This is a genomic window from Tessaracoccus sp. OS52 (assembly GCF_020687685.1).
Taxonomy (GTDB): domain Bacteria; phylum Actinomycetota; class Actinomycetes; order Propionibacteriales; family Propionibacteriaceae; genus Arachnia.
Genome location: NZ_JAJEWM010000003.1, coordinates 126,450 through 148,831 on the forward strand (window position 1 = coordinate 126,450; position 22,382 = coordinate 148,831).

General features: G+C 68.4%; 18 protein-coding genes. 8 read left to right on the forward strand and 10 right to left on the reverse strand.

What is annotated here, in order from left to right:
• Window positions 1-154 precede the first annotated feature (154 nt).
• Window positions 155-2,596, forward strand: a complete 2,442-nt coding sequence (locus LKO27_RS11735) for a bifunctional UDP-sugar hydrolase/5'-nucleotidase (protein ID WP_227737696.1) — start codon at window positions 155-157, stop codon at window positions 2,594-2,596.
• A 93-nt stretch (window positions 2,597-2,689) separates the two neighbouring features.
• Here LKO27_RS11735 and LKO27_RS11740 read toward each other — a convergent pair whose 3' ends face one another.
• The 6 genes from LKO27_RS11740 to LKO27_RS11765 form a co-directional block, all read right to left on the reverse strand.
• On the reverse strand, window positions 2,690-3,643 hold the full coding sequence (locus LKO27_RS11740) for an Abi family protein (RefSeq protein ID WP_227737697.1): 954 nt from the start codon (window positions 3,641-3,643) through the stop codon (window positions 2,690-2,692).
• A 7-nt stretch (window positions 3,644-3,650) separates the two neighbouring features.
• Window positions 3,651-4,649: an ornithine carbamoyltransferase gene (gene argF, locus LKO27_RS11745; protein ID WP_227737698.1), complete on the reverse strand. Its 999-nt coding sequence runs from the start codon at window positions 4,647-4,649 to the stop codon at window positions 3,651-3,653.
• 32 nt (window positions 4,650-4,681) lie between these two features.
• Window positions 4,682-5,146: a low molecular weight protein-tyrosine-phosphatase gene (locus LKO27_RS11750; protein ID WP_227737699.1), complete on the reverse strand. Its 465-nt coding sequence runs from the start codon at window positions 5,144-5,146 to the stop codon at window positions 4,682-4,684.
• 130 nt (window positions 5,147-5,276) lie between these two features.
• Window positions 5,277-6,212, reverse strand: a complete 936-nt coding sequence (locus LKO27_RS11755) for a serine hydrolase (protein ID WP_227737700.1) — start codon at window positions 6,210-6,212, stop codon at window positions 5,277-5,279.
• Window position 6,213: 1 nt separating this feature from the next.
• Window positions 6,214-6,375 carry a hypothetical protein gene (locus tag LKO27_RS11760; RefSeq protein WP_227737701.1) on the reverse strand — a complete coding sequence of 54 codons (162 nt, stop codon included), beginning with the start codon at window positions 6,373-6,375 and terminating at the stop codon, window positions 6,214-6,216.
• A 1-nt stretch (window position 6,376) separates the two neighbouring features.
• Window positions 6,377-6,778: a hypothetical protein gene (locus LKO27_RS11765; protein ID WP_227737702.1), complete on the reverse strand. Its 402-nt coding sequence runs from the start codon at window positions 6,776-6,778 to the stop codon at window positions 6,377-6,379.
• A 136-nt stretch (window positions 6,779-6,914) separates the two neighbouring features.
• On the opposite strand from LKO27_RS11765, the gene LKO27_RS11770 reads away from it, so the two are divergent.
• Entirely contained in the window at window positions 6,915-9,692 is a 2,778-nt protein-coding gene (locus LKO27_RS11770; RefSeq protein WP_227737703.1) for a cation-translocating P-type ATPase, read from the forward strand.
• A gap of 17 nt (window positions 9,693-9,709) precedes the next feature.
• On the opposite strand, the gene LKO27_RS11775 is transcribed toward LKO27_RS11770, so the two are convergent.
• Window positions 9,710-11,785, reverse strand: a complete 2,076-nt coding sequence (locus tag LKO27_RS11775; RefSeq protein ID WP_227737704.1) for a UvrD-helicase domain-containing protein — start codon at window positions 11,783-11,785, stop codon at window positions 9,710-9,712.
• Window positions 11,786-12,000: 215 nt separating this feature from the next.
• Here LKO27_RS11775 and LKO27_RS11780 point away from each other — a divergent pair, with 215 nt between their 5' ends.
• The 4 genes from LKO27_RS11780 to LKO27_RS11795 are packed head-to-tail and all read left to right on the forward strand — an operon-like array spanning window position 12,001 to window position 15,718.
• Window positions 12,001-12,687 (forward strand): response regulator transcription factor, encoded by a 687-nt coding sequence (locus LKO27_RS11780; protein WP_255622500.1) that lies wholly within the window; start codon window positions 12,001-12,003, stop codon window positions 12,685-12,687.
• Window positions 12,684-14,111 (forward strand): sensor histidine kinase, encoded by a 1,428-nt coding sequence (locus tag LKO27_RS11785; RefSeq protein ID WP_370630018.1) that lies wholly within the window; start codon window positions 12,684-12,686, stop codon window positions 14,109-14,111. The genes LKO27_RS11780 and LKO27_RS11785 overlap by 4 nt, the downstream gene beginning before the upstream one ends.
• Before the next feature lie 46 nt (window positions 14,112-14,157).
• A complete protein-coding gene (locus LKO27_RS11790; protein WP_227737846.1) occupies window positions 14,158-15,153 on the forward strand; it encodes a DNA topoisomerase IB in 996 nt (331 codons plus the stop codon).
• Window positions 15,154-15,199: 46 nt separating this feature from the next.
• Complete coding sequence (locus LKO27_RS11795; RefSeq protein ID WP_227737706.1) at window positions 15,200-15,718, forward strand: DUF6553 family protein; 519 nt, start codon at window positions 15,200-15,202, stop codon at window positions 15,716-15,718.
• 614 nt (window positions 15,719-16,332) lie between these two features.
• Here LKO27_RS11795 and LKO27_RS11800 read toward each other — a convergent pair.
• Together LKO27_RS11800 and lnt are read right to left on the reverse strand one after the other, a co-directional pair.
• Window positions 16,333-18,570 carry an efflux RND transporter permease subunit gene (locus LKO27_RS11800; RefSeq protein ID WP_227737707.1) on the reverse strand — a complete coding sequence of 746 codons (2,238 nt, stop codon included), beginning with the start codon at window positions 18,568-18,570 and terminating at the stop codon, window positions 16,333-16,335.
• Window positions 18,571-18,633: 63 nt separating this feature from the next.
• On the reverse strand, window positions 18,634-20,241 hold the full coding sequence (lnt, locus tag LKO27_RS11805; RefSeq protein WP_227737708.1) for an apolipoprotein N-acyltransferase: 1,608 nt from the start codon (window positions 20,239-20,241) through the stop codon (window positions 18,634-18,636).
• A 78-nt stretch (window positions 20,242-20,319) separates the two neighbouring features.
• Between lnt and LKO27_RS11810 the strand changes: the two genes are divergently transcribed.
• Both LKO27_RS11810 and LKO27_RS11815 read left to right on the forward strand, forming a co-directional pair.
• Window positions 20,320-20,673, forward strand: coding sequence for a PadR family transcriptional regulator (locus tag LKO27_RS11810; RefSeq protein WP_227737709.1), 354 nt, complete (start codon window positions 20,320-20,322; stop codon window positions 20,671-20,673).
• Window positions 20,670-21,404: a hypothetical protein gene (locus LKO27_RS11815; RefSeq protein WP_227737710.1), complete on the forward strand. Its 735-nt coding sequence runs from the start codon at window positions 20,670-20,672 to the stop codon at window positions 21,402-21,404. The genes LKO27_RS11810 and LKO27_RS11815 overlap by 4 nt, the downstream gene beginning before the upstream one ends.
• 87 nt (window positions 21,405-21,491) lie before the next feature.
• Here LKO27_RS11815 and LKO27_RS11820 read toward each other — a convergent pair whose 3' ends face one another.
• Window positions 21,492-22,349: a hypothetical protein gene (locus tag LKO27_RS11820; RefSeq protein WP_227737711.1), complete on the reverse strand. Its 858-nt coding sequence runs from the start codon at window positions 22,347-22,349 to the stop codon at window positions 21,492-21,494.
• Window positions 22,350-22,382: the final 33 nt, after the last annotated feature.

Here is a 22,382-nt window from a genome sequence, read left to right on the forward strand (position 1 = left end):
CTGCCCGATCGTCGACCGGAGGGCAGCCAAGTGACCTGCGGGTTACCCGCAGATGAACGACACGATAACCCCTTGACCTTTCCCTGCGCGGGCACAAGAGTGACGACCAGTGCTCAACGAGGCATGCCCACATCCCCGACCGGAGAGAAGGAAAATGAAGAAGTTGACTCCACGCCTGGCCGCTGGCCTGGCCCCAGCAATGGTGCTGGGTGGTTTGACCTTCGGCACGGTGGCCGCCCCCACCGTCGCCCACGCCTACACCGAGTGTGTTGCCCCGGACTCCACCGTCTCCGTCTTCAGCTTCAACGACTTCCACGGCCGCGTGGAGAGCGCGGCCCGGCTCTTCACCGTCGTGGAGAACGAGCGGGATGCCGTCGGCGAGGACAACGTCCTGCTGCTCAGTGCAGGTGACAACATCGGCGCCTCCACCTTCGTCTCCATGATTCAGAACGACAATCCGACCCTGGAGATCCTCGACGCCATCGACGTCGACGCCGTCGCCGCTGGCAACCACGAGTTCGACAAGGGCTGGGCTGACCTGCGCGACCGCGTCATTCCCTTCGGTTCGGCCACCATCCCCTACCTGGCGGCCAACGTCTACACCGAGGGCACCACCGACGTCCCGGCACCGCTCGCGGAGTACGACACCTTCACCAAGGGCGGCCTCGAGATCGCCGTGATCGGCGCCGTGACCGGCGACCTGCCCTCCCTCGTCTCCCCCGCCGGGCTCACCGGGCTCACCGTCGGTGACCCGGTGGAGGCCATCAACCGGGTCGCAGCGGAGATCGAGGCGGCCGGCACCGCGGACGTCGTCATCGCCTCCATCCACGAGGGCGCCCCCGACGGCTGGACCATCGAACGCGACGGCACCATCACCGAGGACGCCACGATCGAGGACAACGCCGCCACCCCCGGCGCCTTCGCCGACATGGCGAACGAGCTCGAACCCAACATCGACGTCGTGTTCAACGGCCACACCCACCAGATCTACAACTGGGTCACCCTCGACGACGGCGAGCGCCCCATCCTTCAGGCCTCCTCCTACGGCACCCACCTCGCCAAGGTCGAGCTGGGAGTCAACAGCGACGGCACCTACTGTGGCATCGCCGGTACCGAACTGCTGCCACGGGCAGCCGCGCCCGGCACCCAGGCCCGCATCGTCGCCATCCAGGAGATCGTCTCCGAAGCAGTTGCCACTGCCGAGAGCCTCGGTGCCCAGCCCGTCGGGTTCGCCAACCGCGCCATCAGCACCCCCGGAGCCGGCAACGCGGACACGCGCAACGTCGAGTCACCGATGACCAACATGGTCGCCCAGATGTTCTACGACCAGCTCAGCAACGGCAACGACGAGTTCATCGGCGTCCAGAACCCCGGCGGCACCCGCGACAGCTTCGACCGCGGCACCATCACCTACGAGGAAGCCGCTCTGGTCCTGCCGTTCGCGAACTCGCTGATGACCACGCAGGTCACGGGAGCACAGTTCAAGGAGGCCCTGGAGCAGCAGTGGCAGCGCACTTCCGCAGGTGAGGTCCCCAGCCGTCCCTACCTGGCCCTTGGCCTGTCCGAGAACGTCTCCTACACCTTTGACGAGTCCCTCCCCGAGGGCGAGCGCATCACCGGGATCCACATCAACGGTGAGCCGATGGACATGGCCAAGCTGTACACGGTCGGTTCCGGCTCCTTCCTGATCTCCGGGGGCGACAACTTCCGGGCGTTCGGCGAAGGCGTCAACACCGCCGACACCGGCCGTGCGGACCTCGAGGCCTGGGTGGAATGGGTCGAGCAGCAGGACGCCCTGTGGCCCGACTACTCCAAGCGCGGCGTCTCCCTGACCGACGTGCCCACCACCCTGACCGAGGGCGCAGCCCCGGTGGAGGTCGTCGTCGGAGCGCCGCTCGAGGGCGGCGTACAGGTGGACACGCTCGACATGTTCCTCAACGACTCGGGGGACAAAGTCTCCCCGCAGGTCGCGAACACCGACGTGACCGCCTGGATCGGTGACGAGATCGTCGGTGGCGGTACCGTCACCGACGGCGTCGCGACGGTGAACCTCGCCATCGCTCAGGGCACCGAACTCGCCGCCGGCACGCACACCGTCGCGCTCGTGGTGGAGCCCTCCGGCACCGAGGTCCTCTTCGAGGTCAACGTCGCGCTGACCGCCGAACCAGTCGAACCGGAACAGCCGTTCAACGTCTACACCACCGAGGGCCTCCACCGTCACAACGGGCGGCTCTGGATGACGGCCTGTGAGCCCTACTCGCAGACCGAGCGCTGCTGGACCCTGATCTGGGCCACGCAGGTCGACATCGTCAATGGTCAGGTGTTCAAGCGCAACGCCTGGACGTTCAACAACCTGACCTACCTGCCGATGGCGCGTAGCGCGTGGGCGAACAACCCGCTGGGTTACGAGGGCAAGTGGACGGCCGCCGACGGTCGTCGTTGGTACACCGAGTGCGACAACGCGCGCACCGGTGACAACGCCTGCCGCTCCTACGCCGAGGTGAGCGTCGTCTCCTCCGTCCCCCGCGCGGGTGGCGGATGGAACTACGTTCCCGAGAAGAAGTTCGTGTTCAACAACATCGTCCTGTTCAGCTGACCCGCTGCGCTGACGAGATCCGGGAGGGGTCGGGCCGCGAGGCCCGGCCCCTCCCGTCGTGTTGGACGCGCGCGACCCTGCGGGTCGGCCGCTTCAGAAGGAACCCGGGTCGCCCTCGGTGATGGCGCGGGACCAGAACGGATCCTCCCCCCAGCCTGCGGGGAATCCCATGACCTCCCGCTCCATCGCGTGCCCCTCGAGCAGTGCCGCGAGTTCACCGGCCCACGGACTCGTGGGGGAAACGGTGAACAGCATCGACTGCACGGCCGAGAACACGCAGTAGAGCGTGTCCGAGGCCTCCTCCAGGAGCTTGTCCCAGTTCTCGGGCCAGGCGACGCCCGCCCCGTGCGGAACCTTGGGGTACTTGCCCAGCCGGGTGTCCCAGAGGCGTTCGTGGTGGGCGGCGATGTTGCGGACTCGAACGAAGACCTCGAGCCAGGACGTCAGGAGCTCGTCGGTGGATCCGAGTCCCCGTGCGATTGCATCGCGATGGGTCTGCCGCTTCAGCGACTTGTGCACCCTCGTGAGTTGACCGATGCTCAACACCTCGACCATCAGCCACGACGGCGGCAGCTCGGGTGTCCGGTACCGCAGCAGGTAGTCCTGGAGAGCGGGGAACGGCTGCTCCAGCGCCTGTGCGACGTTGCCCTGCAGCACCCTGAAGTCTCCGAGGTCGCTGAAGTAGTGGGGCCTGGTGTACCAGTGGGAGTCGTTGTCCGCCTTGGACATCACCTCGCTCAGGACGGCCCGGAAGGCCACCTCGATCCGGGCGAGCGCGTCCATGGCCAGCAGCCGCAGGTCGCGGTCGAAGGAGTACAACGCCAGCACCTGCTCGAACGTCGTCCCAGTCCGGAGCTGGTGGTCGGCATCGGAGCGCTGGAACGGGGACAGGTAGGGAGCGAGTCGGTAGTAGCCGATGTGGAACAGCGCCCGGCGTGCCCGTTCCCGGTCCTCGACGACGAGACCCCTGCGGACCATGAGGTCCACCAGTTCGGCGCTGCTGAGGGGCGGCTTGTCGAAGTGCCCGCCACCCCTGCCGTTCGCCATGCCGGAGCTAGCCCGCGAGGGTGGCGACCAGGATCGCCTTGATGGTGTGCATCCGGTTCTCCGCCTGGTCGAACACGACGCTCGCCGGTGACTCGAACACGTCGTGGGTGACCTCGAGCGCGCTCATCCCGGTGGCCTGGTAGAGCTCCTCGCCCACCGCCGTGCCGCGGTCGTGGAAAGCGGGCAGGCAGTGCAGGAACCTGGCCTTCGGGTTGCCGGTGAGCGCCATCAGCTCCGCGTTCACCTGGTAGGGCCGCAGCAGCTCGATCCGCTCGGCCCAAAGTTCCTTGGGCTCGCCGAGCGACAGCCACACGTCGGTGGCGACGAAGTCCACCCCCGCCACCCCCTCGGCGACGTCGTCGGTCACGGTGATCCGCGCTCCGGTGCGCTCGGCGATGGCTCGCGCCCGGGCCAGGATCTCCGGCGCGGTCTGTTGTGCGACGGGGGCCACGAGGCGGACGTCGGAGCCCATCATTGCGGCGGAGATCAGCGTGGAGTTCCCGACGTTGTTGCGCACGTCCCCGACGAATGCGTAGCTGATCTCGGCCAGCGGCTTGCCGGCGTGCTCCAGCATCGTGAGTTGGTCGGCGAGCATCTGGGTGGGGTGCCAGTCGTCCGTGAGTCCGTTGTAGACCGGTACGCCGGCGTACTCGGCGAGCGTCTCCACCGTCGCCTGCGCGGCGCCCCGGTACTCGATGCCGTGGTACCAGCGGCCCAGGACGCGGGCGGTGTCTGCCGCCGACTCCTTGTGGCCGACCTGCGAACCGGCCGGATCCAGGTACGTGGTCCGGCCACCCTGCTCCGCAACGGCCACCTCGAAGGCGCAGCGCGTGCGGGTGGAGGTCTTCTCGAACACCAGCGCCACCTGCTTGCCGACCAGGCGCTGCTCCTCGCGGCCCTCGCGTCGGGCGGCCTTCAACTCCGCGGCGAGCGTGAGCAGAGCGCTCCACTCGTCGCTGGTGAAGTCGAGTTCCTTGGTGAAGCTGCGTCCCCGGAGGTCTCCCACGAGCCGGCCCTTTCCATGATGGAAAGGAAAGCCTAGCGGGCGAGCGCCTCAACCTCGTCGAGGATGCCGGGCATGGCGGCCTCGACGTCGGCCAGGGTGTCGTGGAAGCCCGCGTCATCGCCGTACCAGGGGTCGATGAGCGGGGTGCCCGGCTCCAGTTCGGGGTTGAAGTCGTTGAGCAACCGGAGGTTGACGGCACCCGGGGCGATCCGGCGGAGCCGCTTGAGTTGGTACGGCTCCACGGCCACGACGAGGTCCGCAGACTCTATGTCGGTTGCCGTGACCTGACGGGCGCGGTGCCCGTCGGTGTCGTACCCGGCCGCCTTGAGAACTGCCACCGCGCGACGGTCGATCGGATTGCCGAGTTCCTCCGTCGACAGCGCGAAACTGGAGATGTCGACTTCGAGACCCCGCTCCGCGGCCTGTTTGCGGGCGACCCGCTCGGCCATCGGCGAGCGACAGATGTTGCCGTAACAGACGAAGACTAGGGAGGCCATGCTCTCCAGCGTAGCCAGCCAGGACGCGGCTGGATCAGCGTTGGGATCCCTCCCAGCCTGGCGCCGGGCGCGCGGGCTACGGCAAATTGGTGGCGCGACTCGGATCGTTGGTGCACTGCCCCTCGGGGCCTCAACCGAGATGCGGCAGGACGCCGTCCCACACGGCCCGAAGCACGTCGTACATGGCGAACTCCTCATGGCTTGTCACCGTGACGACCGCATCCTGCTCCGGCAGCACCACCACGAACTGCCCCCGGTTCCCATCCGCCCGCCAAGCCCCCCGGGGAGTGCATTCCCAAACCTGGAAGCCGTAACCTGCGGCTTCGGGCTCGTCGTCGCGGAGCGTGGGGACCCAATGTGCGTGCATGGCATCAACCCACCCTGCCGGCACCAACTGCTCGCCGTGCCACTGTCCCCGCTGCAGCAGCAGGCGGCCCAACCGCGCCAGTTCGTCGGTTCGCAGATGGAGTCCGAAGGCAGACCAGGTGTGGCCGGCCCGGCACTCAGCCCACAACGGGTTCAGGATGCCCAGCGGCAGGAACAGCCGGGGCATGAGGAAGTCACGCAGGTTCTCCCCCGCCACCGCCGCCACCGCGCGGCCCAACATGTAGGTGGAGCCGTTCGAGTACTCGAACCGCTCGCCTGGGGTGGTGAGCAGGGGTGCCGACACGAAATCTCCGGCGACATCGGAGGAGAGCTTCTCCTCGTCGGTGAACACGGTGGCGGAACTTCCAGAGGTCATCGTCAGAAGGTGTCCCATGGTGACGGCCTCCACACCTTCGGCAGGATCCCGTTCGGTCGGGACCAGGTCGAGGAGACGGTCCTCGAGTCCGATCCGCCCCTGTCCATGCAGGATCCCAAACGCCAGCGCGGTGAAGGTCTTGGAGCAGGAGAAGACGTGGATCGGGTCGTCCGAGCGGAAACGAGCCTCCACGTCGGGACGCCCCCGTCTGTGGAGGTGGATGCCCTGCACGGTGAGTCCCCGCTCCTGTACGAGCCGCGCGAAGTCGGCCAGCTCCGGGGCCGGCCGCTGCCCGAGATCAACCCTCGCGGGAGTGGGTGCCATCTCAGAAGAAGTAGAGCGGCAGGCAGATGGCTACGAAGAGGACGAAGCCCACGAACATCGCGATGGTGATGATGGTCTGGGTCAGCGTCCCACCGGGGAGCTGCTCCGCCGGCTCTGACGCGGGAAGCTCTACGGGCCCGCCGGTTTCTGATTCGGTGGACATGTCACGCGACCAATCTGCTGATGTCTGCATACAGGGCAACCCCGAGCACCGCGAAGACGAACACCATGAACCAGGTGTAGACCCACTTCAACCGGTGGTCCGAGATCCAGAACCGGCGCACGCTCACCACGCCGTTGACGACGGCGAACACGCACAGCGCGATCCCCAGCGGCGCCGCGAGGAAGCCCGCGAAGCTGATGAGCGGGACGGCGATGGGCACCACGAGGTAGGTCACCAGGCACCGGACCCCCGAAATGACCAGCGAGGTGCGGAAGGCGCGGTGCGCGTCGCCCACGACGCCGGCGTCGGTGGCGGAGACGCGCAGGAGGCGCCGCATGAAACGGTCCGCCGCGCTGCGCCGTAGTGCGACGGCGGCGGCTGCTGCATCTGCCTGCGTACTCATGACTTCTCCCAGGGAAGGCTTCACCGCCGATCATAGGCGACGGCCGGCGCCGGATCCGATCCAAGCCCGGAGCGCGCCGTAGACTGGACTGGTCGGGACTCGCTGCCCACGCGGTTCCCGCGTTGCTAGGAGCGAAGTGACCCAACTGACGGAGACCACACCCGAACAGACCGAAGCAAGAGCCGTCGCCGAGGCCCTCGGCGTGGAGCCCGACCAAGGCCTCTCCACCGCGGAGGCCTCGGAGAGGCTGGCAGAACACGGCCCCAACGAGTTGCGCTCGAAGCCGCCGATCCCGGGCTGGAGGAAGTTCCTCAGCCAGTTCCAGGACCCGCTGGTCTACCTGCTGCTCGTCGCGATGGCCATCTCCCTCGCAGCCTGGCTCGCCAATGGAGCCAGCGGGGCCCCGGTCGACGCCATCGTCATCGCCGCGATCGTCGTCGCCAACGCCGTGATGGGATTCGTCCAGGAGAACAAGGCCGCCGACGCCGTCGCCGCACTGAGCCGGATGACCGAGGTCACCTCGACGGTCCTGCGCGACGGCCGGCGCATGAGCATCCCGTCACACGAGCTGGTGCCGGGGGACGTCCTCGTGCTCGCGGAGGGCGACGCCGTCGGGGCCGACGCGCGGCTCCTGACGGCCACCGGGCTGCGCATCCAGGAGGCTTCCCTGACTGGTGAGTCCGAGGCCTCGGTGAAGGACCCGGCGGTCCTGGGCGCCGACACCGCGCTGGGCGACCGCAAGAACATGGTCTACAAGGGCACCGCCGTGGTCCAGGGCGTCGGTCGCGCCGTCGTCACGGGCACTGGAATGGCCACCGAGATGGGTGCCATCGCCGAGATGCTGGACCAGACGGAGTCTGAGAAGTCCCCTCTGGACCGGGAGATCGAGGGCGTCTCACGGATGCTCGGCATCCTCGTGATCGGGATCGCGATCGTCGTCATGGCAGCGCTGATCATCATCAACGGAGTCAGCAGCATCGACGAACTCGTGACCGTCCTGCTGATGGGTGTCTCCCTCGCGGTGGCCGCCGTGCCGGAGGGCCTGCCCGCGATCCTCTCGCTGGTGCTGGCAGTCGGGGTCCGGCAACTCGCCTCGCACAACGCGCTGATGAAGGAGTTGCACTCCGTCGAGACGCTGGGCTCGGCGTCGGTGATCTGCTCCGACAAGACCGGCACCCTCACCCGCAATGAGATGACGCTGCGCACCGTCGCAACCGCATCCGGCCAGCTCGAACTGACGGGCACGGGGTACGTGCCCGAGGGCGGCGTCGAGGGTGAGCCCGGTGACGACGCGATGACGGAGGCGCGCATGGTGCTGGTGGCCGGCTCGCTCGCGAACGACGCCCAGCTGACCAAGGCGGAGGAGTGGGAGGTCCAGGGGGACCCAACCGAGGCCGCCTTCCTCGTCGCCCAGCCCAAACTGGAGGGCGCCAGCGACCGCGTGAAGGGATACGAGCGCACCGGCGAGGTGCCCTTCACCTCCGAGCGCAAGATGATGTCGGTCAGCGGCCGCCACGACGAGTCGGGCGCAGAGCGGGTCTTCACCAAGGGCGCTCCCGACGTTCTGCTGACCCACTGCACCCGGCGGCAGGTGGGCGACTCGGTCGTCGACCTGGATGACGCGGCGCGGCGCGAGATCCAGCAGGTGGTGGGCGAGCTGGCGGAGCAGGGGTATCGCACGCTGGGCACTGCGTACCGCGATTTCGGCGATGCCGACGACGACCAACTGGATGACACCGACGAGGAGAACCTGGTGTGGCTGGGCGTCGTCGGGATCATCGATCCGCCACGTCAGGAGGCCGCCGACGCCGTGCGCGAAGCACACCGGGCAGGCATCCGAACCATCATGATCACCGGCGACCACCCGGTGACCGCCGCCCGGATCGCCTCCGACCTCGGGATCGTCGATCCCGGGGCTCGTGCGCTCACCGGCAACGACCTGGACGAACTCGACGACGACGAGTTCCAGCAGGCGACCCGCGACGTCTCGGTGTTCGCGCGCGTGGCGCCGAAGCACAAGCTGAAGATCGTCGACGCACTGCAGGCTGACGGGCAGCTCGTCGCCATGACCGGCGACGGCGTCAACGACGCCCCGGCACTGAAGTCGGCCGACATCGGCGTGGCCATGGGCATCACCGGCACAGAGGTCACCAAGGAAGCCGCCAAGATGATCCTCGCCGACGACAACTACGCCACGATCGTGACCGCGGTCCGGCTCGGGAGGGGCATCTACGACAACATCAAGAAGTTCCTGCGCTACCTGCTGTCGTCCAACATGGGCGAGGTGGCCACGGTCTTCTTCGGAGTGGTGCTCGCCGGCTTCTTCGGGCTCGCGGACCCGGGCAACCCCGGCGCCATCGCCGTGCCGCTGCTGGCCACGCAGATCCTGTGGATCAACCTGGTGACCGACTCCGGACCGGCAATCGCGATGGGAGTGGACCCCGAGGACGGCGACGTGATGGGGCGGGCGCCGCGCCGCCCCGACGAGCGGATCCTGGACCGCGCCATGTGGGGCCGGATCCTGTTCATCGGGTTGATCATGGGGGCGGTCACGCTCCTGACGATCGACATGTTCCTGCCCGGCGGGCTGATGGAGGGCAGCGATTCACTCGAGGTGGCACGCACCGCGGGCTTCACCACGCTGGTGTTCGCGCAGCTGTTCAACGCCTTCAACGCACGCTCGGACCACACGTCGGCGTTCAGCCACCTGTTCAACAACCGGTGGCTGTGGGCCGCGATCGCGTTGGCCGCCCTCCTGCAGGTCGCAGTCGTGCACGTGCCCTTCATGCAGTCCGCCTTCGGCACGGCTGACCTGGATGCCGCGCACTGGGCGATCGCCATCGCGATGGCCTCGATCGTGTTGTGGGCGGAGGAACTCGTGAAGCTGGTGCGCCAGCTGTCGATGCGGCACTGAGCCCGGCCGTCCCGGGCTCAGGTGATGGCCACCCAGAGACCGTCGCGGGCTCTGGTCATCGCCACGTACAGCTCTCTGCGGGTGAGGCCCCAGCGCTCGCGCTCGGCGTCGTCGGCGGGAGGCTCGGGACGCAGGTACTTGTTCCACACCTCCGGCATGAGCACCTGCTTGAACTCGAGCCCCTTCGCGCGCTTGATCGTGCCCACCTTGACCGCATCGATCGGCACTCCGTCGTAGTCCTCCAGCGTGACGGTGGGGATACCGGCGGACTTCAGCAGCGAGACCATGGCGGCTGCCCCGCGGCGGGTCATGCACAAGATGGCGAGGTCCCCGAGCCCGGTCCCGATCTCCTGCGTGGCCGAACGGATCCGGCTGATCACGGCGCTGTGCAGCTCCGGGTTCCCGGCCGGGCGGACGATCACCGGTTCTGGCCCGTTGCGCGGCACGCTCGATGGCACGTCACCCTTGGAGATGACTCCCTCGATGTCCGGGTACTCGTCACCGGCGACCAGGCGCTGCGCGAAGGCGATGATCTGCGCCGTGTTGCGGTAGTTGATGTCCAGTACCGCCCCGCGTCCCGCAACCGAGAGGCCCGCCTCCGCGAGGGTGTAGCCACCGGGGTAGATCGACTGCTGCCCGTCCCCGATGAGATTGAAGCCATCCGCCTCGTCACCCACCAGAGAGTGCAGCATCCGGACCATGGCGCACGAGAGGTCCTGCGCCTCGTCGATGACGACGGCGGAGTAGTCGGTCATCGGCTCGCGGCGGAGTTCGGCTTCGGCAAGGAGGATGAGGTCGGCGTAGTCGATGACGCGACGCTGCCGAAGCTCGGCGTCGTAGGCCTCGTAGAGGTCCCAAACCGCACGCCGGCCCGGGGTCGCGAGCCGGAACCGGCGCCCTGTCCTGGCGAGCTCCGCATATTCCTCGAACCGGGTGATGCCCCGCCCCTTGAGCACGTACTGGATCTCGTCGTCCCAGTACTTCGCATCCCTTCCCACGCCTGCCAGCGCAGCTGCCGCACCGGTGCGGGCCCAAGCCGCCTGGAAGGCCTCCGACGCGGCACGGGGATCCAGGCGGAACCGTACGCCGCGTTCGTCGAGCACTCGTCTGGCGAACGCGTGCACACCGGAGAAATCAACCTTGTCCACCACTTCGGGCGCGAGTTCACCCAGGAGTTGCTTCAGCACGTCCGGCAACGTCCGGACGTAGGTCGTGACCAGCACCCTCCCGGGTTTGTGACGTGCGAGGTGCGCCGCCCGGTGCAGTCCCACCACCGTCTTGCCGCTGCCGGCCGGGCCACGGATACGCGAAGGGCCGGCGAACGAGCGGCGCACGAGCTTGGCCTGCTGGGGGTGGAGGAAGGACATCCACTGCTCGATCGGTTTCGCCAGCACCACCTGGAGCAGTGCGTCGTTGACCTCCTCAGGACTGAGCAGCGCATCCTGAACCGAGGTCTCGACGGGGGCCGGCAGAACGGGCTCGCGCACGGTGGCCACCACCGGCGCCGGGGCGTTCACCTGCGGGAAGAAGGAGATGGCCCGCGCCATCACCTGATCCACCTGCGCGCCCGTCAGCCGGTTGCGGTAATTGGCGATGCAGCGCAAGGAGTCCCGTTCACCGACGATGCGCACCCCCTCGACCTCCGCGTCCACCCCGGCACGTCCGGCGAGCACCACGATCGCGTGCACCTCTCCCGGGGCGAGGCCGATCTCGGCGAAGTCGCCGTGGGTGTCGTGCACGAGGTCCGCGAGCGAGGCGATCTCGTCGGTGACGTCGAGATCGCCGCGATACATCCGTCCGGAGTCGATCGAGACCTCACGCCAGGCCTTGGTGTCGACGATGAACACCCCACCGGGACCGATCACTACGAGATCCACCTGGGCGCGTCGGCTGCCGGGCCAACGCCGGTCCGGCAGCAGGTGATAGCCGACGGCGCACAACGGGGCCAGGGTCCGGACGGTCTGCTTCTCGGTGGCCTCGGCCGCCGAGTAGTTGGCAGCGGTTAGGCGCGCATCCGCGGCCGCGCGGTCGTGCTCGGCGGCCAGAGCCAGCTGGCGCCTCGCCTCGGCCCCTGCAGAGTCACCAGCCGCCATGGCTCGCTTCGAATCGGCTTGGAGTGGTGGGACTCACACTCGGGCTGGTCATTGCCTACCTAGGGCTTGCTTGGTACCCGACACAAGGGGTTCGACCAGGATTCTAGACCGACAATGTATGGACCGTAACTCCGACACGGTGATGAGCAGGTGGGTCGGACTCTGCAGCGGCTGCGGGTCCCGGGGAACACCCGCCGGTTGGGTAGGCTGTGCCCATGCAGATCCTGGTGGTGGACGACGATCAGGCCGTTCGCGATTCCCTCGCACGCTCCCTCAAGTACTCCGGCGACGAGGTGATCACGGCCAGCGACGGCATAGAGGCCCTCGCGAAGCTCGCCGGGCACACACCCGATGCGGTCATCATGGACGTGATGATGCCCCGTCTCGACGGCCTCGAGGCGACGCGGATGCTGCGCGAGAGCGGCAACGACGTACCCATCCTGATCCTCACGGCGCGCGACGCCGTCGGCGACCGGGTCGACGGTCTGGACGCGGGCGCGGATGACTACATGGTCAAGCCGTTCGCCCTCGACGAGTTGCTCGCCCGCCTGCGCGCACTCACCCGCCGCTCCAAGCCCGTGCCGGAGAACGAGTCCAAGACCCTGAGCTTCGCCGACGTCACCCTGGACCCGCAGCACCGCGAGGTCACGCGCGCCGGTCAGCACATCTCCCTCACCCGCACCGAGTTCGCGCTGCTGCAGGCCTTCATGGAGAACCCGCGCAAGGTCTTGGAGCGCAGCACCCTCCTCAACGAGGTGTGGGGCTTCGAGTTCCCCGCCACCGCGAACTCCCTTGAGGTCTACATCGGCTACCTCCGCCGCAAGACCGAGTCGGGCGGACAGTCGCGCCTGATCCACACCGTCCGCGGCGTGGGATACGTACTGCGTGAAACGCCCCCGTGATCGGCAGTCTCTGGATCAGATTCAGACGCGGCGTCGAGCGGATCGTCACCGGCCAGAGTCTCCAGGGACGGCTGGCATCACTGACAGGACTGAGCGTCGCACTGGCCGTGCTGTTCGTAGGCGTGACGGCCTATCTGGTCACGCGCTGGTCCCTGCTGGAGAACCTCGACCGTGAGCTGACCTCGACGGCCCTGACCGCCACCGCCACCGTCGGTGACGACGTCTCGGGCTTCACCGGGCTGAACCTCTCGGGTCTGCGGGGCACCGACGAGGTCCTGGCGCTGGTCTCCGTGAACGGGGACACGCGTCCCTCAGCCGGGCAGACCGTGGCGCTCCCCGCAGGCGCCGAGGAGGTTGCGATCGCCCGACTGCAGCTCGGCTCGTCGGCGCGCTCGGTGACGCTGAACGACGGCACTTCCTACCGGGTGGTCGCGGTGCCGCTGCAGGCGCGCGACGGCGGTTACGCCATCATGTACGCCAGGTCCCTGGAAACCCTCCAGTCGACGCTGCGCTCCATGTGGATCGTGATCGTGATCAGCGGGCTGGTGGGCATCCTCGTCACCACCATCGCCGTCCTCCTGGTGGCGAAGGGGGCACTGGCCCCGGTCCGTCGGCTGTCCCGGGCCGTGCGCAACGTCACGCAAACCGACCAGCTGAACCCCATCCGCATCTACGGCCGCGACGACCTGGGCGAACTCACGAAGTCCTTCAACGGCATGCTCCGCTCCCTGCAGACGTCGCGGGAGCAGCAGCGCCAGCTGATCGCCGACGCGGGCCACGAGCTGCGCACCCCGCTGACGTCGATGCGAACCAACATCGAACTCCTGGTCGCAGACGACACCTCGGGCATGCTCCCCGAGGGCGCCCGCACCGAGATCCTCGCCGACGTCTCCGCACAGCTCGGCGAGTTCTCCGCCCTGATCGGGGACCTCGTGGCCCTCACCCGTGACGACCACCTGCAGCGCCCCCACGAGGCGCTGGACTTCTCAGACGTCGTGGACTCCGCCGTCGAACGGGCCCAGCGCCGCGGCCCGATGCTGACGTTCAACGTGAAACTCGAACCCACACCCATCCTGGGCGACGCGTCGACGCTGGAGCGGGCGGTGACCAACCTGCTGGACAACGCGGTCAAGTTCTCGCCCCCCACAGGGGTGATCGACGTCATCCTCGAGGACGGCAGCCTCACGATCATCGATGACGGTCCGGGCATCGCGGAGGACGACCTCCCCCACATCTTCGATCGCTTCTACCGTTCCGACCGCGCCCGCAACACTCCGGGGACGGGGCTCGGGCTTTCCATCGTCGCCCACACGGCAGAGGCGCATGGCGGCTCCGTGAAGGCAGGCAACCACCCGGGCAAGGGCGCGAAGTTCATCCTGCGGATCCCGACCGTCCCTGCCTACGATTTCGTCGAGGAACTCTAGGACATCTCCTCCCGGGTGGGGGCAGCGCCGTTACTCTTTCCCCGTGATGAGACTGAGGCGGGTGGATCCCCGCCAGCCGGGCTGGACGCGGCGCCGCGCCGGCAAGGGTTTCAGCTACCGCGACGCACAGGGCCAACCCCTGCCACCGGAGGACGTGCAGCGGGTGAAGTCACTGGCCATTCCGCCGGCCTGGCAGGATGTGTGGATCAGCCCCGTCCCCAACGGCCACCTGCAGGCCACGGGCGTCGACGACGCTGGGAGGCTCCAGTACCTCTACCACCCGGAATGGCGCAAGAAGCGCGACCGGGCGAAGTTCGAGCGCATCGTCGCGGCGGCCGAGAAGCTGCCACACGCGCGGCGTCGGGTCTCCAGGGACCTGGCCCTCGACGGCATGCCGCTGGAGCGGGCCTGCGCCGCTGCGGTGCGGCTGCTCGACGTCGGGTACTTCCGGATCGGCAACGACGCCTACGCCGACGCCAACGGCTCGTTCGGGCTGACGACGCTGAAGCGCGAGCACGTCCGCCGGCGGGGGGACTCGCTGGTGTTCAGCTTCCAGGGCAAGTCCGGGATCGCGCACACCGTCGTGGTGGAGGACGGGGCCGCGGTCAAAGCGCTGGAGGTGATGCGGGCGCGACGCTCCAGCGGAGACCGGCTCCTCGCCTACAGGGTGGACGACGGCTGGAAGGACCTCGTCTCCAGTGACGTGAACGCCTACCTCTCCGACCTCTTCGGCGGCGACCTCACGGCGAAGGACTTCCGCACCTGGCACGCCACCGTGATCGCCGCAGAGGTGTTGGCCCTGACCGACGAGCCCGGCGAGACGGGCGCCTCCAGGAAACGGGCCATCCGGCAGGCGGTGCTGGAGACGTCGAACTACCTGGGCAACACCCCCACCGTCGCCCGCAACTCCTACATCGACCCCCGCGTCATCGACCACTACGAGCGCGGCCACACCATCGAGGACGCGGCCGCCCGCAGGTACCGGACTCCGACGTCGCGGCAGACGGCTCTGGAGGAGGCCGTCCTTTCGCTGCTGGAGTGACCGGCCGACGAGACGCTGACCGCCACGATGGTGGCAGGATGGGCCCATGTCACAACCGCAGAGCCCGCTGGAACGCGCACGCCGGGGCCCCAAGGGCAACGTCGACAAGTTCCTCGCGTTCTGGCTGCACCTCCTGGTGGAGGGGAAGCAACCGCACGGCTCGACGCCGGCACAGGTTCGTCGCGCCATGGACAAGTTGTTCCGGGACAAGGACGTGCAGGCCGCGCGCGACGCCGTCGGTGATGCGACGTTGGCCGCGGAGTTCCGCGACGCCGCCCTCGCCTACTTCCGCACCTGCCTGACGGATCCGGGCTACACCACGACGCTGTGGCGCACCAAGCGCCTCGAACCCGCCCAGATCGAGGCGAAAGCTGCCAAGGACGCCGCTGCGATCATCGGGGCGCTGGCCCAGAGCAACGCGCTGGAGGGCTTCGCCGAGCGCCTCCCCGCACTGGCCGCCCACGGCTTCGTGGACGCGTTCGGGCCGGAGTCCGAGGCAGCGCTGCGGCTCGCCGTCGGCAAGGATCCGGCCGCCGCGCAACTGGCGCCGCTGATCTGGGACTGAGCCCGGCGGTGCCTCGTGCCGGGCGGGAGAAGTGAGGGCCGGACCACCTCATACGTGGTCCGGGCTCATGGCCCATTCCACAGGTGAGGTACGGCGACTCCGGGGAGCGACACGCGGGCGGTGACCGTCACCTGCCAAGCGCTCGCGGAGCGCCACCGGCTCCGGACAGGGCGGAGGCCTGATCAAGTATGAGTTGATCAGGCCTCCTGGTTGATCTCGGGAGTGGCGACTCCCTCGATCTGGAAGGGCATCCGGTACTTCTCCGCCCGCTTCGCTCCGCGGGGTTGGCGGACTGGGCCGCCAACTGGAAGAAGGTAGGACTGATCCTTCCGCTTTGACAAAGAGAGGCGAACTCCTCATCGGGGCTGCCACCGGTCATTCGCCCGCTTCGCTGCGAGCCCTCGGGACGCGAGTCCCTCGGCATGGACGCTGGTTGGGCCTCCTCGGCACTTCCTTTGGGGGAGGTGCGTACACAGAGTTCTACTCCGGTCCGCCCGCCTCCGCAAGGGATACCCGCAAAATTCCCAATAAGCCGTTGCCCGACCGGCGTGTCGTCTTGACTCACTCCGCGCCCGGAGCGGGCGAAGGGTGCCCCCACCCCTCGCCCGCCGCGCCTAGCGGCTCGCGACCGGCTCCGACTCTGCGTGCCGGGGCTCGGGCGCGTCGGCGGCGAGTCGGCTGGGCCACCACAGGCGGGGACCGATGTCCAGGCCCAGCGCAGGCACCAGCAGCGTCCGCACGAAGAAGGTGTCGAGCAGCACGCCGAAGGCGACGATGAACGCCAACTGCAGCAGGAACAGGATGGGGATGACGGCGAGGGCCGCGAACGTCGCCGCCAGCACGATGCCTGCCGAAGTGATCACCCCGCCCGTCACCGCCAGACCTCTGAGGATGCCGGCGCGGGTGCCGTGCTGGAGGGACTCCTCCCGGACGCGGGTCATCAGGAAGATGTTGTAGTCGATCCCCAGCGCCACGAGGAACACGAACCCGTACAGGGGCACCGACGGATCGGCTCCCGGCAGCCCGAGGAGGTGGTTGAACACCAGCGCGGCGGTCCCCATCGCTGTGCCGAACGACAGCACAGTGGTGGCCACCAGCAGCACCGGCGCCAGCACGCTGCGCAGGAGCGCCATGAGGATGACCAGGATCACGACGAGCACGATCGGGATGATCAGGTTGCGGTCCCGGATGGAGGTCTCGTTGGTGTCGATGGAGACCGCGGTGGTGCCGCCGACGAGGGCCGTGCCATCCAGCTGGTCGCGGATGTCACGAACGACTTCCTCCGCCTCGATGCTGTCGCCGGGGTAGGCGAGCGTGGCCTGGAGCATGACGTCGCCGTCGTTGACGGTGGGCTCGGGAGCAGGCGTCCCGGGCGGCCCCAAGGGCTGGATGCCCTCGGAGGTCACAGGCGCCGACCCGGACGGGCTGTCCTGGGCCAGCACGGTGACCGACTCCACGCCGTCGATCCCCAGGAGGATGTTCGAGACCTCCTGCAGGTCCGCTTCCCGGGTCAGTATGTTGGCTGGATCACCCGAGCCGCCCGGGAAGTGTTCCGCGACTGCCTCCTGGCCGTCGCGGGCATCGGAGGCACCCAGCACCAGGTCACTGGTAGCGACGCCGTCGGCCTTGAGGGTGGGAGCGAATGCTGCTCCGACTGCGAGCAGGACGACGCAGACGATCCACACGATCCGCGGCCGCTTGGCGATGAACCGCCCCGTGGCCGCGTAGAGGCCGCGGTTGACCCAGGTCTCGGAGTCGCGGTCGGGGTCGTACTTGGGGCGACGGGGCCAGAACGCGGCCCGGCCGAGCAGCAGCAGCATTGCCGGCAGCAGGGTCAGAGCGGAGAGCATGGCGAACACGATGCCGATGGCGGCCACCGGACCGAGCGACTTGTTGGAGGCGAGGTCACTGAAAAGCAGGCAGAGCAGGCCAGCGATCACGGTGCCGCCGGAGGCGAGGATCGGCTCCAGTGACCCCTTGAGCGTCTTCACAGTCGCCTCGAAGCGCGAGGCGTTGCGGCGCAGTTCCTCGGAGTACCTGGCAGTGTAGAGCAGGGCGTAGTCGGTGGCCGCGCCGATCACGAGGATGAACAGGATGCCCTGGGTCTGGCCGTTGAGGGAGAGGACCTCCCACTTGGCGAGCCACCAGTTGACGAGCAGCGCCACGCACAGGGCGAACAGGCTGGTGAACAGCACCAGGAAGGGCAGCAGCAGGGAGCGGTAGACCACGAGCAGGATCACCAGCACCGCACCCAGCGCGACGGCGAGCAGCAGGCCGTCGATGCCCCCGAACGCCTCGCCGAGGTCGGCGGAGAAGCCCGCCGGTCCGGTGACGTTGTGGGTGATGCCGTCGGGAACCTGTTCGGCGATGCTGGCGCGGACCTCGGCGACGGAGTCACCCAGTTCACCCTGCGCGTCCAGTGGAATGAAGGCCTGCGCCGCGAGCCCGTCGTCGGAGGGGATGAGGGGAGATACAGACTCGACCGACTCGAGCTCCGCGAGTCCCTCGACGATTGCCCCGAGTTCCGCGAGCGTCGGACCGTCGATGGCGGACTCCGCGGTGAAGATGACTATCGCCGGGATGCTCTCCTCGCCGACGAAGTCGGTGAAGCGCTCCCCGACGAGGGTGGCGTCGGAGCTGGCGGGCAGGAACGACGCCCGGTCGTTCGACGCCACCTCGCCCACCTTGCCGAAGTACGGGCCACCGATGCCTGCGCCCGCGAGCCACACCAGGATCAGGACGATCGGGATGCCTATCCGAAGCCACGCAGGCGGCTTGCCCGTCCTGCCCGGCTTTGCCGGAGGGTTGTTCTCAGCCCCGGGGCGGGCAGTTTCCTGCGTCGATGTGCTCATTACCTGTCCAATGTTTGTCTAAGGTATACAACACTGTATCCGCAACTCTGTGCGCTGGCAAGATCAGGGCAGGGAGGGAGTCCGCGGGACGGCTCGGCGGCGTCTGGTCGGCTCCACCAGCAGGGCTGCGAGCCATGCGCCTGCGAGCACCGCCAGACCCAACTCCAGCGGTCCCGCCAGCCACGACGCCGTCGTCACCCCGGTGCGCAGGGGGATTTTCACAACGCCCTTGGCCGCCTCCGGTCCGGTCTCGCGCATGAGCGCCGCGCCGTCGGGGCCGATGAGGCCGCTCACTCCGCTGGTGGTGACGACGAGGATCTCACGCCGCAACTCGGCCGCGCGGGCGCGGGTGATGGCGAACTGCTGCTCGATCTGACCGGTGCCCTGGTACATGGCGTTGCTGCTCTGGACCACCAGCAGGTCCGCGGCCGCGACGTCGTGGACGACCGGGTCGAAGGCGACGTCGAAGCAGACGAGGACCCCCAATGTGACCGGTCGCCCGTCGGCCAGCTCGACGTCGAGGAGACCCGGCTCCGTGCCCGCGACGGACTGGTCGCCCACGTATTCGAGGATGGGCACCAGCGGTAGGAGGAAGTCGCGGAAGGGGATCCATTCCCCGAAGGGCACGATGGAGCGCTTCACGTAGGTGGGGCCGACGGTGCCGTCAGGCTCCCGCCACTGGGAGGCGGTGCGGCGCTCGCCCGACCCGGGCCCGTCGAGGATGGAACCCACCAGGACAGGGCGACCGATGGCCGACACCGCGTCACGGACCAGAGCCGACGTCACGGCGTCGCCGTCCGGGTCCAGATCCGTTGAGTTCTCGGGCCAGACCACGAAATCGGGGGTCGGTTGCCTTCCGGCAGCGACCTCCTGCGCCAGGGCGACGGTGGCCGCCGCCTGGTTGGTCGTGATGGTCCGCGGTGGGCCCAGCCCGTAGACCCCGCCGCCCGGCGCCCCACCCTGGACCCACCCGAGGGTGGCGACGCCGTCGGAGGCGGCTGGGGGCTGGGTCCATCCGACGGCCGATGCCGAGGCGATGGCAACAGTCAGGGCCCCGGCAGCCAGGACTCGTCGTCGGCTCCGGCCCGAGATCACCCAGGCCAGGAGTGCAGCGAGGAGCGCCGTCGCGGAACCGAGGCCCGCGACGCCCACCAGCGGAAGCAGTCCGGCCAGCGGTGAATCGAGCATCGGGTATCCCAGCCGCAGCCAACCGAAGCCGCCGAACGGGAACCGCGCGGACGCGAAGTCGACGGCCACCCAGGAGACCGCGGCCAGCAGCGGCCACCAACGGCTGCGCCCGGCCAGGTGCAGCATCAGACCCAGCAGCGCGTACCAGCACGACATGAAGGCGATCAGCCCGACGGCGACCGCCGGGTGGATGTTGGCCATCCAGTTGAGGGTGAGCGAGGTCAGGCCCAAGCCGAAGGCGTACCCGAGGGTGGTCGCGAAGGCCGGCCGCCGGACTCGTCGCACCAAGCCGACGAGCGCCGCCGTCCCCGCGATCGTGGCAGGCCACCACCCGATCGGCTCGAAGCCCGCCCCCACCGCGAGGCCGGCTAGGACCGCGCAGGCCAGTTGCAGCCACCCGACTCCGCGTACCGGCAGAGCACGCGGGAGCACCTCCGGGGTGGCGTCTACGACGTCGCGGCCGGAGGTAGTGGAACGCGCCATGCCTGAAGATTACGTCGCCGACGTTTGGGGTGGAGGCACTAGGTAGACAGATAGACTAGACTGATCTATGATCTAGTCATGAGCAACGACTACTGGCCGCCCGACTGGCAGCGAGGGATCCTGGACCTGTGCGTCCTGAGACTGCTGCGTGACGGGCCCACCTATGGGTACGAGATCGCCACCCACCTCACCCGGGCGGGCCTGGGCGAAGTCAAGGGAGGCACCCTCTACCCCCTCCTCAAGCGGCTCGAGAAGGCCGACGAGGTTGAGATCGAGTGGCGGCCAGGCGAGTCGGGCCCGGGCCGCAAGTTCTACACGCTCAACGACAAGGGCCGGGCGCGCCTGGACGCGCTCACCGAGGACTGGACACGGTTCTCCTCCATCATCACCAACATCGTCACCGCCAGCAATGACCAGAAGGAGCCATCATGAAGAGCGTCCCGGACCACGAGCTCGAACTCACCCACGCGCCCGACGTCGACCCGCACTGGACCAGCGAATTCATCATCGAGGCGCGCCTGCGGGACCTCCCCGGCGTCCAGATCGGGGAGTCGCTGGCCGAGGTGAACGCCCACGTGGTCGAGTCCGGGGAGGATGCCCGGGTGGCATTCGGGGACCCGCGGGCGTATGCGGTGGCCTTGGCGGAGGCGGCAGATCCTCAACGTGCCGAGCTCGTCGGGGCCGTGATGCCCGCCGTAGTCCAGACCGCCGGCATGCTGGGGACGCTCCACGCGCTGCCCGAGGCGCTCGCCGGCGATCCGCTGGAGGTGACCGTGGGGATGCTGGTGGCGTTGGGGCTGCTGGCGGTCGCCTTCGTCGTCCTCGTGCGGCAGGCCACCCAGGTCCTGCGGATGGTCGTCGACCGGCCTTGGCTGGCCATCGGCCTCAACTCGGTGTTCTTCGCCGCCACCATTGGCGCACTGTTCATCCCTGGAACGTTGGCCTGGGTCCCGGCCTGGTGGGTGCTGGGCGTCGGCCTGGCCCTCCTGGTGGTGGGAACGGTCCTTGGGCTCTCGCGGAGTTTCCGGAGGCTCGACGAGGATCCGATCGCCGGCCCGTTCGACGAGGATCGCAAGCCGCGCCTCACTTGGCTGACCTGGCTCAACCACCTGCTGGCGCCGATCTTCACGCTTGTGCTGGGCCTGGTCATGACACTGCTCTGACGCCCCGCCTTCACAATGTGCGGCTCATCGCAGCAGAAACGGGTTGCCCCTGATCTGGGTGTGACCGACCTGCACGCTATGAAGGCGTCAGGCCGAGCGTTGCCCCAGTTCCGGGATGCAGGCCTGGATCGTCGGCACCAGCTCCGCCAGTGTGGTGGTGGTCAACCGAACTATCCGCCACCCCAGCCGGGCGGCCCACATGTCCTTGTACCTGTCGGCATGGAAGGCCTCGGAACTGGAGTGGTAACGCTCGCCGTCGAGTTCCACGCCGAAGCGGTACTCGGGGAAGCAGATGTCCAGGAGCCGCACTTCCCCCGTCGGCAGGATGAGCTTGTGGTTCGTCGTCCAGCCGGTGATCCCCGCTGCATGGAGCAGGACGTGCGCGTCCCGCTCGAGGGCCGACCAGGGCTCGGCCCGCGATTCCACCAGGAGCCTGCGGCGCTTGACGTTGCCCCTTCGACCCGGCATCAGGCCCAACGCCCACCACATCGCCTTGAGAGAAGTCGCCCGGCGTCTGAGGGCCTCGTCGATGGGTTTGCCCCCGAGCGTGTCGGTCAACTCCAGCACTGACCAGGCCGGATGCGCGAGCCGCAACTCCCCCGGTTTGTGGACCAGTTCAGGGAACGAATCACCCTGGGTGAGGTTGAGGAGCGAGACGTCCCTGCGTGATCGGCGACGGCTGAGCGCCTCGACCTTGTCGGCTCTCAGCTCCGGCCACCATGACAGGTGCGCCGCGGTGGCACCCGTCAGCACGGAGTGCGGGTCCCACAGTTGCACCGCCTCCGCGACGCTCCGGAAGGTCGCAGCGCCGGCGTAGGTGCCCCAGAGGAGGGGGACTATCGTGCCGGCTGCCAGTGCGTGGCGGATGGCGTTCTCGAGTTGAGGGTGATCACGCCTGGAGATCGCTCCGCCCGGGGCCAGGAGCGCTTGGAGTTCCTGTTGCACAGTTCCATTGCAGCCTCCCAGGGGGGCGTTTCG

Coding starts and splice junctions, on each gene's coding strand:
- LKO27_RS11735 (WP_227737696.1), top strand. CDS start 155: ATGAAGAAGTTGACTCCACGCCTGGCCGCTGGCCTGGCCCCAGCAATG.
- LKO27_RS11740 (WP_227737697.1), bottom strand. CDS start 3,643: ATGGCGAACGGCAGGGGTGGCGGGCACTTCGACAAGCCGCCCCTCAGC.
- LKO27_RS11750 (WP_227737699.1), bottom strand. CDS start 5,146: ATGGCCTCCCTAGTCTTCGTCTGTTACGGCAACATCTGTCGCTCGCCG.
- LKO27_RS11755 (WP_227737700.1), bottom strand. CDS start 6,212: ATGGCACCCACTCCCGCGAGGGTTGATCTCGGGCAGCGGCCGGCCCCG.
- LKO27_RS11760 (WP_227737701.1), bottom strand. CDS start 6,375: ATGTCCACCGAATCAGAAACCGGCGGGCCCGTAGAGCTTCCCGCGTCA.
- LKO27_RS11765 (WP_227737702.1), bottom strand. CDS start 6,778: ATGAGTACGCAGGCAGATGCAGCAGCCGCCGCCGTCGCACTACGGCGC.
- LKO27_RS11775 (WP_227737704.1), bottom strand. CDS start 11,785: ATGGCGGCTGGTGACTCTGCAGGGGCCGAGGCGAGGCGCCAGCTGGCT.
- LKO27_RS11780 (WP_255622500.1), top strand. CDS start 12,001: ATGCAGATCCTGGTGGTGGACGACGATCAGGCCGTTCGCGATTCCCTC.
- LKO27_RS11790 (WP_227737846.1), top strand. CDS start 14,158: ATGAGACTGAGGCGGGTGGATCCCCGCCAGCCGGGCTGGACGCGGCGC.
- LKO27_RS11795 (WP_227737706.1), top strand. CDS start 15,200: ATGTCACAACCGCAGAGCCCGCTGGAACGCGCACGCCGGGGCCCCAAG.
- LKO27_RS11800 (WP_227737707.1), bottom strand. CDS start 18,570: ATGAGCACATCGACGCAGGAAACTGCCCGCCCCGGGGCTGAGAACAAC.
- lnt (WP_227737708.1), bottom strand. CDS start 20,241: ATGGCGCGTTCCACTACCTCCGGCCGCGACGTCGTAGACGCCACCCCG.
- LKO27_RS11810 (WP_227737709.1), top strand. CDS start 20,320: ATGAGCAACGACTACTGGCCGCCCGACTGGCAGCGAGGGATCCTGGAC.
- LKO27_RS11815 (WP_227737710.1), top strand. CDS start 20,670: ATGAAGAGCGTCCCGGACCACGAGCTCGAACTCACCCACGCGCCCGAC.